This window comes from Cloacibacillus evryensis DSM 19522 (genome assembly GCF_000585335.1).
GTDB lineage: Bacteria > Synergistota > Synergistia > Synergistales > Synergistaceae > Cloacibacillus > Cloacibacillus evryensis.
The window spans coordinates 1,279,204-1,293,182 of sequence record NZ_KK073872.1; the positions used below are offsets into that span (position 1 = coordinate 1,279,204).

General features: G+C 51.8%; 13 protein-coding genes and 1 pseudogene. 9 read left to right on the forward strand and 5 right to left on the reverse strand.

Translation table 11 applies throughout. The annotated features are described in order from the left end of the window. Positions 1–95: 95 nt before the first annotated feature. Positions 96–1,256 (reverse strand): site-specific integrase, encoded by a 1,161-nt coding sequence (locus CLOEV_RS05675; protein WP_008709817.1) that lies wholly within the window; start codon positions 1,254–1,256, stop codon positions 96–98. 509 nt (positions 1,257–1,765) lie between these two features. Here CLOEV_RS05675 and CLOEV_RS17465 point away from each other — a divergent pair. The 3 genes from CLOEV_RS17465 (at position 1,766) to CLOEV_RS05685 (ending at position 4,080) form a co-directional block, all read left to right on the forward strand. Beyond that, the gene (locus CLOEV_RS17465) at positions 1,766–2,047 is read left to right on the forward strand and encodes an S-layer homology domain-containing protein (RefSeq protein WP_342667590.1); all 282 of its coding nucleotides are present in this window, start codon (positions 1,766–1,768) and stop codon (positions 2,045–2,047) included. Continuing rightward, positions 1,974–3,176 carry a porin family protein gene (locus tag CLOEV_RS05680; protein WP_051484918.1) on the forward strand — a complete coding sequence of 401 codons (1,203 nt, stop codon included), beginning with the start codon at positions 1,974–1,976 and terminating at the stop codon, positions 3,174–3,176. The genes CLOEV_RS17465 and CLOEV_RS05680 overlap by 74 nt, the downstream gene beginning before the upstream one ends. Before the next feature lie 145 nt (positions 3,177–3,321). Further along, positions 3,322–4,080, forward strand: coding sequence for a hypothetical protein (locus tag CLOEV_RS05685; RefSeq protein WP_008709815.1), 759 nt, complete (start codon positions 3,322–3,324; stop codon positions 4,078–4,080). 53 nt (positions 4,081–4,133) lie between these two features. On the opposite strand, the gene CLOEV_RS17310 is transcribed toward CLOEV_RS05685, so the two are convergent. Continuing rightward, positions 4,134–4,943, reverse strand: a complete 810-nt coding sequence (locus CLOEV_RS17310; protein ID WP_245591155.1) for an ATP-binding protein — start codon at positions 4,941–4,943, stop codon at positions 4,134–4,136. A gap of 57 nt (positions 4,944–5,000) precedes the next feature. Further along, positions 5,001–5,354: pseudogene (locus tag CLOEV_RS17315) on the reverse strand (ATP-binding protein); the annotation flags it as partial. 242 nt (positions 5,355–5,596) lie between these two features. Between CLOEV_RS17315 and CLOEV_RS05695 the strand changes: the two are divergent. The 6 genes from CLOEV_RS05695 (at position 5,597) to CLOEV_RS05720 (ending at position 10,384) form a co-directional block, all read left to right on the forward strand. Then, on the forward strand, positions 5,597–5,845 hold the full coding sequence (locus tag CLOEV_RS05695) for a type II toxin-antitoxin system Phd/YefM family antitoxin (protein WP_008709813.1): 249 nt from the start codon (positions 5,597–5,599) through the stop codon (positions 5,843–5,845). Continuing rightward, positions 5,839–6,108: a Txe/YoeB family addiction module toxin gene (locus tag CLOEV_RS05700; protein ID WP_034442454.1), complete on the forward strand. Its 270-nt coding sequence runs from the start codon at positions 5,839–5,841 to the stop codon at positions 6,106–6,108. Before CLOEV_RS05695 ends, CLOEV_RS05700 begins: the two co-directional genes overlap by 7 nt. A gap of 216 nt (positions 6,109–6,324) precedes the next feature. Then, positions 6,325–6,723: an RrF2 family transcriptional regulator gene (locus tag CLOEV_RS05705; protein ID WP_034442457.1), complete on the forward strand. Its 399-nt coding sequence runs from the start codon at positions 6,325–6,327 to the stop codon at positions 6,721–6,723. Between the two features lie 79 nt (positions 6,724–6,802). After that, positions 6,803–8,686 (forward strand): anaerobic carbon-monoxide dehydrogenase catalytic subunit, encoded by a 1,884-nt coding sequence (gene cooS, locus CLOEV_RS05710; protein WP_034442460.1) that lies wholly within the window; start codon positions 6,803–6,805, stop codon positions 8,684–8,686. A 20-nt stretch (positions 8,687–8,706) separates the two neighbouring features. Continuing rightward, the gene (locus CLOEV_RS05715) at positions 8,707–9,159 is read left to right on the forward strand and encodes a 4Fe-4S dicluster domain-containing protein (RefSeq protein ID WP_008709801.1); all 453 of its coding nucleotides are present in this window, start codon (positions 8,707–8,709) and stop codon (positions 9,157–9,159) included. A 1-nt stretch (position 9,160) separates the two neighbouring features. Beyond that, complete coding sequence (locus tag CLOEV_RS05720) at positions 9,161–10,384, forward strand: NAD(P)/FAD-dependent oxidoreductase (RefSeq protein WP_034442462.1); 1,224 nt, start codon at positions 9,161–9,163, stop codon at positions 10,382–10,384. A 363-nt stretch (positions 10,385–10,747) separates the two neighbouring features. Here CLOEV_RS05720 and ltrA (CLOEV_RS05725) read toward each other — a convergent pair whose 3' ends face one another. Continuing rightward, positions 10,748–12,172 carry a group II intron reverse transcriptase/maturase gene (gene ltrA, locus CLOEV_RS05725; RefSeq protein ID WP_034442464.1) on the reverse strand — a complete coding sequence of 475 codons (1,425 nt, stop codon included), beginning with the start codon at positions 12,170–12,172 and terminating at the stop codon, positions 10,748–10,750. 459 nt (positions 12,173–12,631) lie between these two features. Beyond that, on the reverse strand, positions 12,632–13,979 hold a 1,348-nt coding region (gene ltrA, locus CLOEV_RS05730; RefSeq protein ID WP_084482195.1), incomplete at its 5' end, for a group II intron reverse transcriptase/maturase.

Below are 13,979 nucleotides of genomic sequence, written 5' to 3' on the forward strand. Positions count from 1 at the left end.
AACGTGTCGCGGGCTGTGCACCCTTGAATGCACAGCTCCCCGTGACTGCTGCGGTGTTTTTTTACGTACTTTTGAGATGTACGACGTATGAGTAATTAGTGCCGAAGCATACTGACCGCTTCCTCCAAAGAATTATGCGAAAGATGAGCATACCTTTGCGTCATGGCGATAGAGCCGTGGCACAATAATTTTTGTATTATATGAAGCGGGACCCCCTCGATCGCGAGTTGGCTTGCGAAGTCATGCCGCAGGCAGTGCCACGTGAAATTTTTTAGCCCCGCCTTATCCACCACCCTCATGAAAGGGCGCGTTATATCATTCCTCTGACTTCCGTCCGGGGCGGAAAAAATAAAGCCGCTGTCGGCTCCGCAAAATTTCTGCCAATCGGCAAGCGCCTTATAAGCCTTTTTATTCAGCGGAATGATCGCGTCCTTTCCACCCTTCATGATCTCCGCGCGCAGACTGAGAGTACGCAGCTTGAAATCAACATCTTCCCACTTAAGTCCCAGCAGAGTTCCCTTTCTGATGCCGGTGTTCAAACTTAGGACGACGGCAGGTTTCAGATAGTCCTTTCCCTGCTGTCGCTCCCTGTCGTTGAGCGCGGCCATTAAACTTACGCGTTCCTCTTTAGTTAAAAAACGTGCCACCACTTTGGAATCTGTTTGAGGCAGTTTGGGGGCCTTGAACGGAACCTCTTTGAGGAAGCCATGCTTTACGCCCCAGGATGTCACCGCCTGTAATGCCGCGATACGCCGATTGATAGTGGCGCGTTTTATCTGTCCGATATTATCCATCTGCCAGCGCTCGATACAGCCGGTTGAAAGAGAGGCGACGGGGAGATCAAGAAACTCTTTGAAAAGCCTCAAAGCTCTCAGCGTGACCGCGCCGCTCTTTTGGTGGGAGTTGACCCACGGTTCATACGCGTCGATCAACTCTCGCAGAGTGACGCCGGAATAAACAGGCCTCTTAGGATTCATAAGAATGGCGGGGTCTACCCCTTCCAGATACAATTTCGCCAAATATTCTCTGGCGATCTTGCGTGCCGTGGCAAGATTTACAAGCGATGCGGAAATTATCTTTTTATTCTTGAGCCTCTTCTCAGGCGACGGCGTCCGATAACTTAGATACCATGTCTTTCTGCCGGAGACCTCTACGCGGAGAAACAGCCCGCGAACGAAGGTATCCCGCAGGTCGTAACGCTTGCTTCTTGGGCTTGCCTTGTCACAAACCGACTGTGTAAGATAAAGCTGTGCCATTTTTTCAATCCTCCATTTTGTATAAAACTGGTGTAACGAGACAAGAAAATATAACAAAATACAGACATAAAATAGCCCAAAGTCTTTTAATATGAGGCTATAGGCCCATGCCCCTATAAAAAAATGTATGTATAATGCTTACAAGCGAATAGAGAAAAGTGTTCGCTGGAAAGAAGCACATTGACAATCTGGACCCCAAATAGCTTGGAATTCTGCGACGACCCTGGACGGCAAGAAAGAGAGGTGAAAACCAACCCCCAGCCAATAAAGGAGAGCAGATTTTAAGGCGGCGGCAAGGCTGAAAAGGCTGACGACAAACATAGAGCAAGGAAACTTTGGAGACTTGAGTATGGATGCCGGCAACCCCTAAAGCGGAGCTTCCGCGTAATACAAAAAACTAAAAAACAACCAAGGGGGTTGTACAAGTAATGAAAAAGTTTATGGCAGTACTCGCAATGGTTGCCGTAGTAGCGTTCGCCGCTCCGGCACTCGCAGCAACAAACCCGTTCATGGACGTACCCCAGGGCCATTGGGCCTATGACGCGGTAGGTCTTCTCGCTTCGCGCGGAATCGTATCAGGATATCCTGACGGCGCATTCAAGGGTGCACAGCCCGCGACACGTTATGAGATGGCGTCAGTAGTAGCGCGCGCCCTCGTGGCGATCGACGCTGACAAGGCCCAGCAAGCAGGATCTCGAACTCCTCAAGAAGCTCGTCATGGAATTCAAAGACGAACTCGACGCACTCGGCGTGAAGGTCGACAAACTCGACAAGAGAGTCGCGATTCTTGAGAAGAACCTCGGCGGGTGGAGGCTTTCAGGAAGCTTCAAGTTTGACGCCAACTTCAGCAGCGACGACAACAACTGGTATAATGAAAACGGCGCCAGCACTGAATTCCACAAGGAATGGTTCAACCTTACGCTCCAGAAGCAGATAGACGACAAAACGTCGCTCTATGCGCGTCTCCGTATGGGACAGTACGTAGCGGGCACGGGCCGCGGTGATATCAGCGGCGCTGATACACGTTGGGACCGTATCTTTGTAGACACGAAGCTTCCCTACGATATCAACTTCCGCGTTGGACGCTGGCTTGTCGACTTTGAAGGCGACAATGGCCTCTATTGGGAATATGATTCGAACCCGATTTTCGGCAGCAAGCGTACAGACGGATTCCAGCTCAACAAAGCATGGAACGCTTTCACTGCCACCGCGGTTATCGGTCGTAACTCCACCTATGCATGGGACGGTGCGGCTGGCAATTATATGAACTACATGCTCGACCTCAACTGGAAGCCCAACGAGAAGTTCGTGCTTGGCGCGACCGGTTACTGGTTTGTAGGCGATGCCGGCCTCCCCGATGAGTTTGATATGGATGTAAATAACTATGGTATCTATGCCGGATTCAAGTTTACGCCGGCTATTGAGCTTAAGGGTATTTATTACTTCCAGAAGCTTGGAGACAACTGGGCAGTCGCGGAAGACAGCCCGAAGGCATGGAAGGCCGTCCTCGACGTGAAACAGGAAGCCCTCAAGTTCACCAGCCTCTGGCTCCAGTATGAGCAGGTCGACAACTCCTTCATGGGGCTCAATCAGCAGAACAATATGGACTGGGGTGTAGTTCCCTCGATCTCCGATAACAGGCCGGTCGGCGCGGACAGCACATCAACGTTCTGGATGATCGGCGCCACTCAGCAGTGGAACGACAAGTGGAGCACATTCCTGAAGTATGCTCAGGCTGATTACGACGAAGATTGGCTCGATGACGCGAAGAACTATACGATCGGTGTGAACTATCAGTACACACCGGCGATAGCCTTCCAGCTCACCTACGACCATATCGACTACGGTGATACAAACCCTGCCGATTACCTGAACGGAGACAACCACGTCGTCAAGTTCCGTACAACGGTCAATTTCTAATTTAACTCACTTAACACCAAAAACAGAGACCCGCAAGGGTCTCTGTTTTTTACGCCTTATTATTCAGGATTTATAGCTTGTTTTTTATTTTACGGATTTATCAAACATAAATCATCAATATTTTTAAAAACAGGAGGAAATAAATTTGAAAAGAAGTGTAAGGATGATTTTAGCAGTCGCATGTCTGCTTATAGGACTGGCTGCCGTCGCAAACGCCGCCGCCACAGATCAGATACTGTCAAGGTGGGGCAAGAAGATAAAGTTGATCGACAGGGAGGATCAGGTATCTAATTTAGAGATAAGGGCGACATATTATTCGACGGAGTATGTTGAAGCCCTCGTGCAGAGCGAGGCTCAGAAAAACCTCTGGACCCAGCAGGAGGCCGACGAGTATAAATACAGGCTGTTGAACACCCTTCAACTGGAAGAGATGATACCGATCCGTATAGAGTTCACTAACAACGGCCCATCCATGCATCTCGGCCCATTTGACGTAATGGTCAAGCTGATGATAGGCAACAAAGAATATAAAATGGCCGATTACGACAAGAGGTTCAACTTCAAATTTCAGGGAGAGAAAGAAGGTCTCGTGTTTTTCAGAAGATATGATGAAAAGACAGGAAAGGACCTTCTGAAAGGGGTCAAACAGGTACGCCTAATATTTTCTCCGACGATAAGCCCGATAACGGATGGCAGGCGAACGGAATTTATCTGGGACATAGCAAACGACGACCCTGCTAAGCTCTTTCAGGGAAAGGCCGCCGCGAAATATGAGACCGACCGCCTGATCAAGCGTCTCGAAAAGCTCCGCAAGGACAAGGCCGAGGAAGAGGCGAAGCTCGCCTCCATCAACGGCGAGATATCGACCATCCAGGCAAGGCTGGACGAGCTCGCGAAACAGTAACTTAAAAACCCCGGACACAGAGCGTAATTCTACGCCACGTGTCCGGGGGTTTTTTATATAAGCCATGCCGGGACCAGCCAATTGTGTTTGTTGATCGGTAATAGATCTTGAGACATGCATATCACGGCGCCTTCGCCAAGATTGAAGTTTTGTACGGCAAATATTTCACCGCTGTTATCAGAGTCCTTTTCTTCCCCTTCGGGCAGCAGCGCTTTGAAGTGCCTGGACGCATTGACTGGATGGGCGCTTTTTTTTATCTCTATCGGATAGAGAGTGTTGTCTTTGGCTATGATCAAATCCACCTCCCTGCTGTTGCTGTCCCGGTAGTAAAAAAGAGGCGGGCGTCTGCCTGTATTGATAAAGCTTTTGTATATCTCGCTGACGACCCATGTCTCAAAAATCGCACCTGACATCGCGCCAGCTTCAAGGTTTTCCGGAGACGTCCAGCGTGTCAGATGCGAACAAAGGCCGGTGTCAAGGAAATACATGCGCGGGGCTTTGACGGCTCTTTTCAGCGCATTGCTGAAATATGGCTCTATCAGGATAACAATGCCGGAGGTTACGAGCAGCGACAGCCACCTTTTAGCCGTAGGCGCGGAGACGTCAGCTTCCCTTGCCATCGCCTCATAATTCAGCATACAACCGCTGCGCGCGGCGGCTACGCAGAGAAAACGGTAAAAGGAATTCTCATCCGCGACCTGCGTCAAATCCCTGATGTCTCTTTGCAGATAGCTCTGTACGTATGAATAATAAAATTTCTCCGAATCTGTATCCGCCGCGTAAAGCGCCGGCATCGAACCTCTGAATATCCTCTCATAAACCTGCATTAAATCCATCGGAACGGCGCTTTTAAGCCTTGTCATAAGAATATCCGGCGATGTTGTGAATTCAGAGAAAACAGAACCGTTGATCTCTCCATTGGAAAGCCCCGCCATATTTAATATACCCACCCTTCCGGCAAGGCTTTCACTGACGCCGCGCATAAGATGGAATACCTGTGAGCCAGTCAACCAGAATATTCCCCGTTCGTCACCGTGGCTGTCAACATATATTTTTATATGCGTCATCAAATCGGGCGCGTATTGAATTTCGTCGATCAAGACAGGCGGTTCATACCTCTGAAGAAAAAGCTCCGGCTCACGGGAGGCTAATTCTCTTGCCGCCGGGTCGTCAAGCGTGACATATTTTCGCCCGCTATTCTGAGCTAATTTCTTTAAAACCGTAGTTTTCCCAACCTGCCTGGCCCCGGTAAGAAGTACGACAGGAAAAGACATATCTGTTTCAATAATGCTTTTTTCGATCGCCCGCTCGATGTACAAAGCTGTCACCTCACAATTATCTATGCAAATCAAATATTACATGTTAGATTATCCTAAATTTAAAATTAGGTTTTGGCAAGGGGGTAAAGGCTTTTTTACTTCTAGCTTAATTTCCTTCTCCTGCAAAAGGAAATCCCGTGTGTTGACACTCCTCTATATGTACGCTATTATGTACGTAATATTAAGGGGGGGATAATATGTTGAATACCAACATCACAAATTTCCGAAAAAATATCTTCATGCTTCTTGAGCAGACAATAAAATATAACGAACCTGTCAACATCAGCACCAAGGACGGAAATGCGGTGATCCTCAGCGAGGAAGATTACAATGGACTCATGGAGACATTGTACCTCTCATCGATCCCAGGCATGAAAGAGAAGATCGTAGAGGGGCTCAACACTCCGTTGGAAGATTGTATTGCCGAAGATAAAGTGTCATGGTAGGGTATTCTATCGTCTATACGAAAAAAGCGGCGGCTGATATACCTAATTTAAAGGCATCCGGATTGGAGTTCAAAGCCCGCGCCCTGATAGATATTATCAGAATCAACCCGTTTCAGTCTCCGCCGCCGTATGAGAAACTCGTCGGCGGTATGCGGGGAGCTTATTCCAGGCGCATCAATATCAAGCATCGTCTGGTATACGAAGTGAACGAAGAGAACAGAACGGTAAAAATCATCAGTATGTGGTCTCATTACGAGTTTTAAAGTTAATACCCAAAGTTTAGGCAAAAAGTGTTGTTGCGGATTTTCATTTAGAAGAGATGATACCGATCCGCATAGAGTTCACTAACAACGGCCCATCCATGCATCTCGGCCCATTTGACGTAATGGTCACGGTGCGCAATATAACTTGATAATTTTTATCCAATATGATATTCTAAAAACAAGATTTGAAGAAAAAAGGAAAGGGGGGATACTTCGATGATCATGACGCGGGAGACTGATTATGCGGTGCGCATCTTGCGGGCTTTGTCTTGCGGAGAGCGTATGACGGTGCGTCAGGTCTGTGATTTGGAGCTTGTCCCCGTCCAGTTTGCCTATAAGATTTTAAAGAAGCTGGCCGCCTGCGGTTATGTGGAGGTGTTCCGCGGTCAGGAAGGCGGGTGCCGCCTGAAGGCCGACCTCAACGAGCTCTCTCTTTATGACCTGATGCGCTGCATCAACGATGATATTTTTGTTAATGCCTGCATGGACCCCGGATACAAGTGCCCGTGGCGGCGCTCTCACTGCGGCGTGTGTCATTTCCACAGCAGCCTCAAGGGAGTCCAGAATGAGATCGAAGAGCTGCTGAAGCGATGGTATATAGGAAAAATGCTGTAATGAACAGCGTTCTATTTTTTTGTGTGTAAAGTGGATAAAAATTATCTAAATATGCCGATAGGGCGAGGGAGGAATTCTTATGAATCAGTGTTTTGGGTGCAGCACCTGTAAGAGCGCGGATAAGCCGCTCGAGGCGTTTATCCGTTCGCTGCCGCTTGAGACGTCGCATCATCGTGTCGAGGGGCAGTCGGTAAAGTGCGGTTTTGGCCTGCAAGGGGTCTGCTGCCGCCTTTGTTCAAACGGCCCCTGCCGCGTGACTCCGAAAGCGCCTAAAGGCATCTGCGGCGCGACGGCGGACGTAATTGTTTCACGCAACTTTCTGCGCGCCGTTGCCGCAGGCTCGGGCTGTTATATCCATATCGTTGAGAATACGGCGCTTAATCTTAAGAATACTGCGCTTGCCGGAGGCGCGATCAAGGGAGAGAAGGCGCTTGACCGCCTCTGCGGGTTATTCGGCGTTACGGCGGCCGATAAGTATGATAAGGCGCTTGCCGTTGCGGAGATGGTGCTCGCGGACCTTTATAAGCCCGAATATGAAAAGATGGCGCTGGTGAATAAGCTGGCATACGCGCCGCGCCGCGCAAACTGGGAGAAGCTTGGCATCCTCCCTGGCGGCGCGAACGCGGAGATCGTGAAGGGCGTGGTGAAGTGCTCGACGAACCTTAATTCCGATCCGGTCGATATGCTGCTCACCTGTCTCAAGCTCGGCATATCGACGGGGCTTTACGGCCTGACGCTCACGAACCTTCTGAATGACGTGATGCTCGGCGAGCCGGAGATCCGCCTTGCCCCCGTCGGGCTTGGCGTCATTGATCCCGATTATATAAATATCATGATCACCGGCCATCAGCATTCCTGTTTCTCTTATCTTCAGGACCGCCTCACCGATCCCGAAGTCACGGCGAAGGCCGCGGCAGTGGGGGCGAAGGGCTTCCGCCTCGTCGGCTGTACCTGTGTGGGACAGGATCTGCAGCTGCGCGGGGCACATTATGAAGAGGTGTTTGTCGGGCACGCCGGCAATAATTATACGTCGGAGGCGGTGCTGGCCACCGGCGCGATCGACGCGGTGCTTTCGGAGTTCAACTGCACGCTGCCTGGCATCGAGCCTATCTGCGACATGCTCAATATCAAACAGATATGTCTTGACGATGTGGCGAAGAAGTCGAACGCGGAGTATATGCCATTTGTCTTTGAAAGCCGCGCGCCGGACAGCGACCGTATCATCGACGCCGTCATCGCCTCCTACAAAGCGCGCCGCGGCGAGGTCGCCCTGAATCTGCAGCCGGAGCATGGGAACAGTGATACGCTCACCGGCGTCTCTGAGGTATCGCTCAAGGATTTCCTCGGCGGCAGCTGGAAGCCGCTGATAGACCTGATCGTATCAGGCGATATCAAGGGCGTCGCCGGCGTCGTCGGCTGTTCCAACCTTACCTTTGGCGGCCATGACGTACTCACGGTAGAGCTGACGAAGGAGCTCATCAAGCGTGACATCATCGTCCTTTCGGCCGGCTGTTCGTCGGGCGGCCTTGAAAATTGCGGACTGATGTCGCCGGAAGCGGCCGAACTGGCCGGTCCGAAGCTCAGGGCGATCTGCAAAAAATTGGGAATCCCGCCGGTGTTGAATTTTGGTCCCTGCCTCGCGATCGGACGCCTGGAGATCGTCGCGACGGAGCTTGCCGCGGAGATCGGAATAGATCTGCCGCAGATGCCGCTCGTGCTCTCCGCGCCGCAGTGGCTTGAGGAACAGGCGCTCGCGGACGGCGCCTTCGGACTTGCGCTGGGACTGCCTCTGCACCTTGGCGAAGCGCCCTTCATTACGGGAAGCAAGCTTGTAGTGGATGTGCTTACGGAGAAGATGAAATCCCTAACGGGAGGACAGGTGATAGTTGACCCGGACGCTAGCTCGGCGGCGGACAAACTTGAGGGCATCATACTCGAGAAGCGGGCCGCGCTGGGGCTCTGAGGAGAGGGGAGTGTGCGGCGATGAAACGTATTTTCATAGATGCCGATAAGTGCGACGGCTGCATGAACTGCTCTCTTGCGTGCATGAACGCCCACCGCAAGGACGGCGCGGATAATATTTATTCGCTTGATTTAAACGACCCCGAGAACGAGAGCCGCAATTTCATCCTGCAGGACGGGGAGAAGCATTATCGCCCCCTTTTCTGCCGTCATTGCGGCGAGCCGATGTGCGTCACGAGCTGCATGAGCGGCGCGATGCGCAAGAACCCCGAGACGGGGCTTGTCGAATATGACGAAACGAAATGCGGCGCCTGCTATATGTGCGTCATGAACTGCCCTTACGGCGTGCCGAAGCCGGATGCCGCGACGCGCACTTTTGTGATAAAGTGCGACTTCTGCGCCGGCAAGGAGGAGGGGCCGAGCTGCGTCCGGGCCTGTCCGAAAGAGGCCATCTATCTCAAGGAGGTGGAGTAGGATGAGACATCTTATCATCGGAGCCTCCGCCGCGGGGATCGCCGCGGCGAAGAAGATCCGCGAAATGCGCGCGAACGACGGGATCACGGTCATCGCGAAGGACGCCAAGGTCCATTCCCGCTGTATGCTCCACCATTTTCTCGGCGGACGTAAGAGCGCCGAAGAGATAAATTTCGCGGGCGCGGATTTTTTCGAGAGGAACAATATCCGTTTTATCGCGGAGGAGGAGATAACGGCGGTCTGCCCGCGGGAGAACTGCGTTATCGGCGCAAGATCCGGCAAACTGCCCTACGACGTCCTGCTGATAACGACGGGCGCGCGCTTTTTTATCCCGCCGATCCCCGGCTTCCGGGAGGCGAAGAATGTCTACGGACTGCGGGACCTTTCGGACGCGCAGAAGATAGACGCCGCCGCGCTCGGCGCGAAGGAGTGCGTCATCGTGGGGTCCGGCCTCGTCGGCCTTGACGCCGCCTACGCCCTCTGCGAACGCGGTATAAAATGCCGCGTCGTCGAGATGGAGGACCGTATCTGCCCGCTGCAGCTTGACGCGGTGGCCGGCGCGCCGTACCAAAGGCTTTTCGAAGAGGCGGGCTGCGAATTTTTCCTCGCGAAGAGAGCCGCCGGTTCCGAACTGGATGATGCGGGCGACATGCGCGCGGTGCTGCTTGAGAGCGGTGAACGGCTGCCGGCCGATTTTGTGATCGTCACGGCGGGGGTGCGCCCCAATATAGAATTCCTCGAGGGCAGCGGCGTCGTCACAGACAGGTGTGTCAAGGTCGACGACGGCATGCGCACGAACATAGAGAATATATGGGCCGCCGGCGACGTCGCGGGGCTTTCCGGCATCTGGCCGAACGCCGCGCTGCAGGGCGAGACGGCGGCGCGCGGCATGTGCGGCGAGTCCGTTAAATACAGCGACCGCTACGCGATGAAGAATACGATGAATTTCTTCGGCCTGACGACGCTCTCTCTGGGCCCCAATTCGGCGGAAGCCGGCGACGAAACGGTGGTAAACGAGTGGCGGTCCGGTTATACGAAGGCGATCATTCGCGACGGCAGGCTTGTGCATCTCACTATTCAGGGAGATATTTCAAACACCGGATTCTGGCAGGAGCTCATAAAGCGCGGCCTCAAGGTAAAGGACGCGAAGAAGCCGCTGGAACGCCTGAGCTACGCGGATTTCTGGAACTATGACGAGGAGGGCGGGGAATACCTCTGGAAATAAGTAAATCGGCGTTTATAAGCACGATTTGCGTCATAACTTAGGGCTCTGGCGTCCTCGCCGTATTAATATACGGCTCCGGTTCCAGAGCCCAAAGTTATTTAGCAACTCGCACTTCTAAACGCCGATTTACGCGATTAGGAGGGAACGGCAAACTGCGGTTTATATTTTAAAGCCTCCCTCGCCGAGGGAGGTGGGCCGGCGCACGATTTTTGCGCCGGGTCGGAAGGAGTGTTGCACTGTTTGGCGCGGTTTTCCGCGCTAAACAGTGCCAGCGGCGCAAGCCGCGGGAGAGGATAAGGTCAAAGAATCAACACCAAGGTCAAATCGAGTAGGAGGCCTCCCATTATTTGAGAGGCCGTCCTCTCACACCACCGTACGTACCGTTCGGTATACGGCGGTTCGGTAACGAGCGCGCATTGCCTCATATCGCAGCAGGATATCGTCATATCCCTGCGAGGCGAGGTATTTGTTGGTCAGTGAGGTGGTCAGTATCCACGTTCTGGCTATATGCCAGCATCCGAGCCTGCTGTTTGCCCATCGCCACGCGTCCCTGTGATGGATCCCCAGCTGCCTGAGGTTCTTGTATTTCGGCCATATCCTTTTCCACTGTTTCCAGTAGATTTGCCGTATCCTGCGTCTTATCCATCCAGTCAGCTGTAACATCGCGCTTTTCATTTCGGCTATCGCATAGTAGCCCAGCCATCCCGTCGTGTATTTCCTGAGGTTTAGCATGATGGTCTCTATCGAGCGTCCCTGATTCCTGGCGGTAAGTTTTCGGATTTTGTCTTTGAACCGTTTCAGGCTTTGTTCGTGGACCCTTATCTTCGTTTCTCCTTTGCTAGGGTAGAGGGAGAAACCAAGAAATTTGAGTTTTGTCGGGCTTCCGATACAACTTTTCTTTTGGTTCACTTTGAGTTTCAGCGTTCCTTCAAGATAATTGACGCAGTTTCCCATTACTCTTTGGGCGGCTCTTGCGCTTTTGACATATATGTTGCAGTCGTCGGCATATCTTACAAATTTGTGTCCTCTGCTTTCCAGCAGTTTGTCAAATTTTGTAAGGTAGATGTTGGAGAGGAGTGGTGATAGGTTGCCTCCCTGCGGAGTTCCTTCTGTGGTCGAGCTGATGAGCCCGTTTTCCATTACTCCGCTTTTGAGGTATTTCCTGATGAGCCTTATTACACGCTCGTCTTTTATCTCTTCCCGAAGCATCTTTATGAGCAGGTTGTGGTTGACTGTGTCAAAGTATTTGGCCAGGTCGATATCCACTGATACTTTGTATCCCTGTTCGTAATATATCCTCGCCTGTTCTATTGCCTGATGGGCGCTTCTCCCTTTGCGGAATCCATAGCTGCCGTCGGAGAATTGCTTCTCGAATATTGGCGTCAGCACTTGGGAGATGGCTTGCTGTATCATACGGTCTATGACCGTGGGGATTCCCAGCTTGCGCTTTCCTCCGTCCGCTTTGGGGATTTCGACTCTCTTTACTGCTTGGGGCCTGTAGCTTCCATCATAGAGGCTTTGGATAAGTTCGGGATAGTGCTCCTTCAGGTGTCCATACATCGCTTGGACTGTCATTCCGTCTATGCCTGACGCACCTCCGTTTTTGACTACCCGTTTGTACGCCTCTGCCATGTTCGCTCTGGTGAGGATACATTCGAGCAACGTTTGCGCTCTTTCTTCTCCTGCGTTTTCTGTGTGGGCAATACTCGGCGCTTTCATGGTGCTTTCCGCTTCCAGCTTGTCCTCGCATGAACAGCCTGCTTGCGCAGTTTTCTGCTTTCTTCGCATTGCCCGACCTTCTTTCGTCTGAGAAGTTTGTTACCGTTCGGCCCTTCCTGATGTTTTTTTTCTCTCACCAGTACTATGGCCTCTGCTGACTTCTTGCGGTTCATCCATCCATCTCTGGGTGGATTGCACTCAGGTTAAGCCCCCGCAAGATCTCCCCGAGTAAGCACATAAACTTTCTCCTCATATATCCGCCGCATTTACACCATGGGATTCGTGCAGTGTAGGACTTTGTCTTGGGGGGTAGACTCGTCCGTCCCATAATGCCTCACATGCGGTTCCTGTTCGTCGGACCGAGGGTTTGCCTCCGGCTTCCTTCAGATTCCACCTCACGATGGACACCCTTGCCTTTGGCTAACAGTTCACACTGCAATGCCTGTAGCGGACTTACACCGCCTAGTTTATGTGCATGTCGGGCGCACATCGAGTAGGAGGCCTCCCATTATTTGAGAGGCCGTCCTCTCACACCACCGTACGTACCGTTCGGTATACGGCGGTTCGGTAACGAGCGCGCATTGCCTCATATCGCAGCAGGATATCGTCATATCCCTGCGAGGCGAGGTATTTGTTGGTCAGTGAGGTGGTCAGTATCCACGTTCTGGCTATATGCCAGCATCCGAGCCTGCTGTTTGCCCATCGCCACGCGTCCCTGTGATGGATCCCCAGCTGCCTGAGGTTCTTGTATTTCGGCCATATCCTTTTCCACTGTTTCCAGTAGATTTGCCGTATCCTGCGTCTTATCCATCCAGTCAGCTGTAACATCGCGCTTTTCATTTCGGCTATCGCATAGTAGCCCAGCCATCCCGTCGTGTATTTCCTGAGGTTTAGCATGATGGTCTCTATCGAGCGTCCCTGATTCCTGGCGGTAAGTTTTCGGATTTTGTCTTTGAACCGTTTCAGGCTTTGTTCGTGTGCCCTTATCTTCGTTTCTCCTTTGCTAGGGTAGAGGGAGAAACCAAGAAATTTGAGTTTTGTCGGGCTTCCGATACAACTTTTCTTTTGGTTCACTTTGAGTTTCAGCGTTCCTTCAAGATAATTGACGCAGTTTCCCATTACTCTTTGGGCGGCTCTTGCGCTTTTGACATATATGTTGCAGTCGTCGGCATATCTTACAAATTTGTGTCCTCTGCTTTCCAGCAGTTTGTCAAATTTTGTAAGGTAGATGTTGGAGAGGAGCGGTGAGAGGTTGCCTCCCTGCGGAGTTCCTTCTGTGGTCGAGCTGATGAGCCCGTTTTCCATTACTCCGCTTTTGAGGTATTTCCTGATGAGCCTTATTACACGCTCGTCTTTTATCTCTTCCCGAAGCATCTTTATGAGCAGGTTGTGGTTGACTGTGTCAAAGTATTTGGCCAGGTCGATATCCACTGATACTTTGTATCCCTGTTCGTAATATATCCTCGCCTGTTCTATTGCCTGATGGGCGCTTCTCCCTTTGCGGAATCCATAGCTGCCGTCGGAGAATTGCTTCTCGAATATTGGCGTCAGCACTTGGGAGATGGCTTGCTGTATCATACGGTCTATGACCGTGGGGATTCCCAGCTTGCGCTTTCCTCCGTCCGCTTTGGGGATTTCTACTCTCTTTACTGCCTGGGGCCTGTAGCTTCCATCATAGAGGCTTTGGATAAGTTCGGGATAGTGCTCCTTCAGGTGTCCATACATCGCTTGGACTGTCATTCCATCTATGCCTGACGCACCTCCGTTTTTGACTACCCGTTTGTACGCCTCTGCCATGTTCGCTCTGGTGAGGATACATTCGAGCAACGTTTGCGCTCTTTCTTCTCCTGCGTTTTCTGTGTGGGCAATACTCGGC

Coding starts and splice junctions, on each gene's coding strand:
- CLOEV_RS05675 (WP_008709817.1), bottom strand. CDS start 1,256: ATGGCACAGCTTTATCTTACACAGTCGGTTTGTGACAAGGCAAGCCCA.
- CLOEV_RS17465 (WP_342667590.1), top strand. CDS start 1,766: ATGGACGTACCCCAGGGCCATTGGGCCTATGACGCGGTAGGTCTTCTC.
- CLOEV_RS05680 (WP_051484918.1), top strand. CDS start 1,974: ATGGAATTCAAAGACGAACTCGACGCACTCGGCGTGAAGGTCGACAAA.
- CLOEV_RS17310 (WP_245591155.1), bottom strand. CDS start 4,943: ATGACAAGGCTTAAAAGCGCCGTTCCGATGGATTTAATGCAGGTTTAT.
- CLOEV_RS05695 (WP_008709813.1), top strand. CDS start 5,597: ATGTTGAATACCAACATCACAAATTTCCGAAAAAATATCTTCATGCTT.
- CLOEV_RS05700 (WP_034442454.1), top strand. CDS start 5,839: ATGGTAGGGTATTCTATCGTCTATACGAAAAAAGCGGCGGCTGATATA.
- CLOEV_RS05705 (WP_034442457.1), top strand. CDS start 6,325: ATGATCATGACGCGGGAGACTGATTATGCGGTGCGCATCTTGCGGGCT.
- cooS (WP_034442460.1), top strand. CDS start 6,803: ATGAATCAGTGTTTTGGGTGCAGCACCTGTAAGAGCGCGGATAAGCCG.
- CLOEV_RS05715 (WP_008709801.1), top strand. CDS start 8,707: ATGAAACGTATTTTCATAGATGCCGATAAGTGCGACGGCTGCATGAAC.
- CLOEV_RS05720 (WP_034442462.1), top strand. CDS start 9,161: ATGAGACATCTTATCATCGGAGCCTCCGCCGCGGGGATCGCCGCGGCG.
- ltrA (WP_034442464.1), bottom strand. CDS start 12,172: ATGCGAAGAAAGCAGAAAACTGCGCAAGCAGGCTGTTCATGCGAGGAC.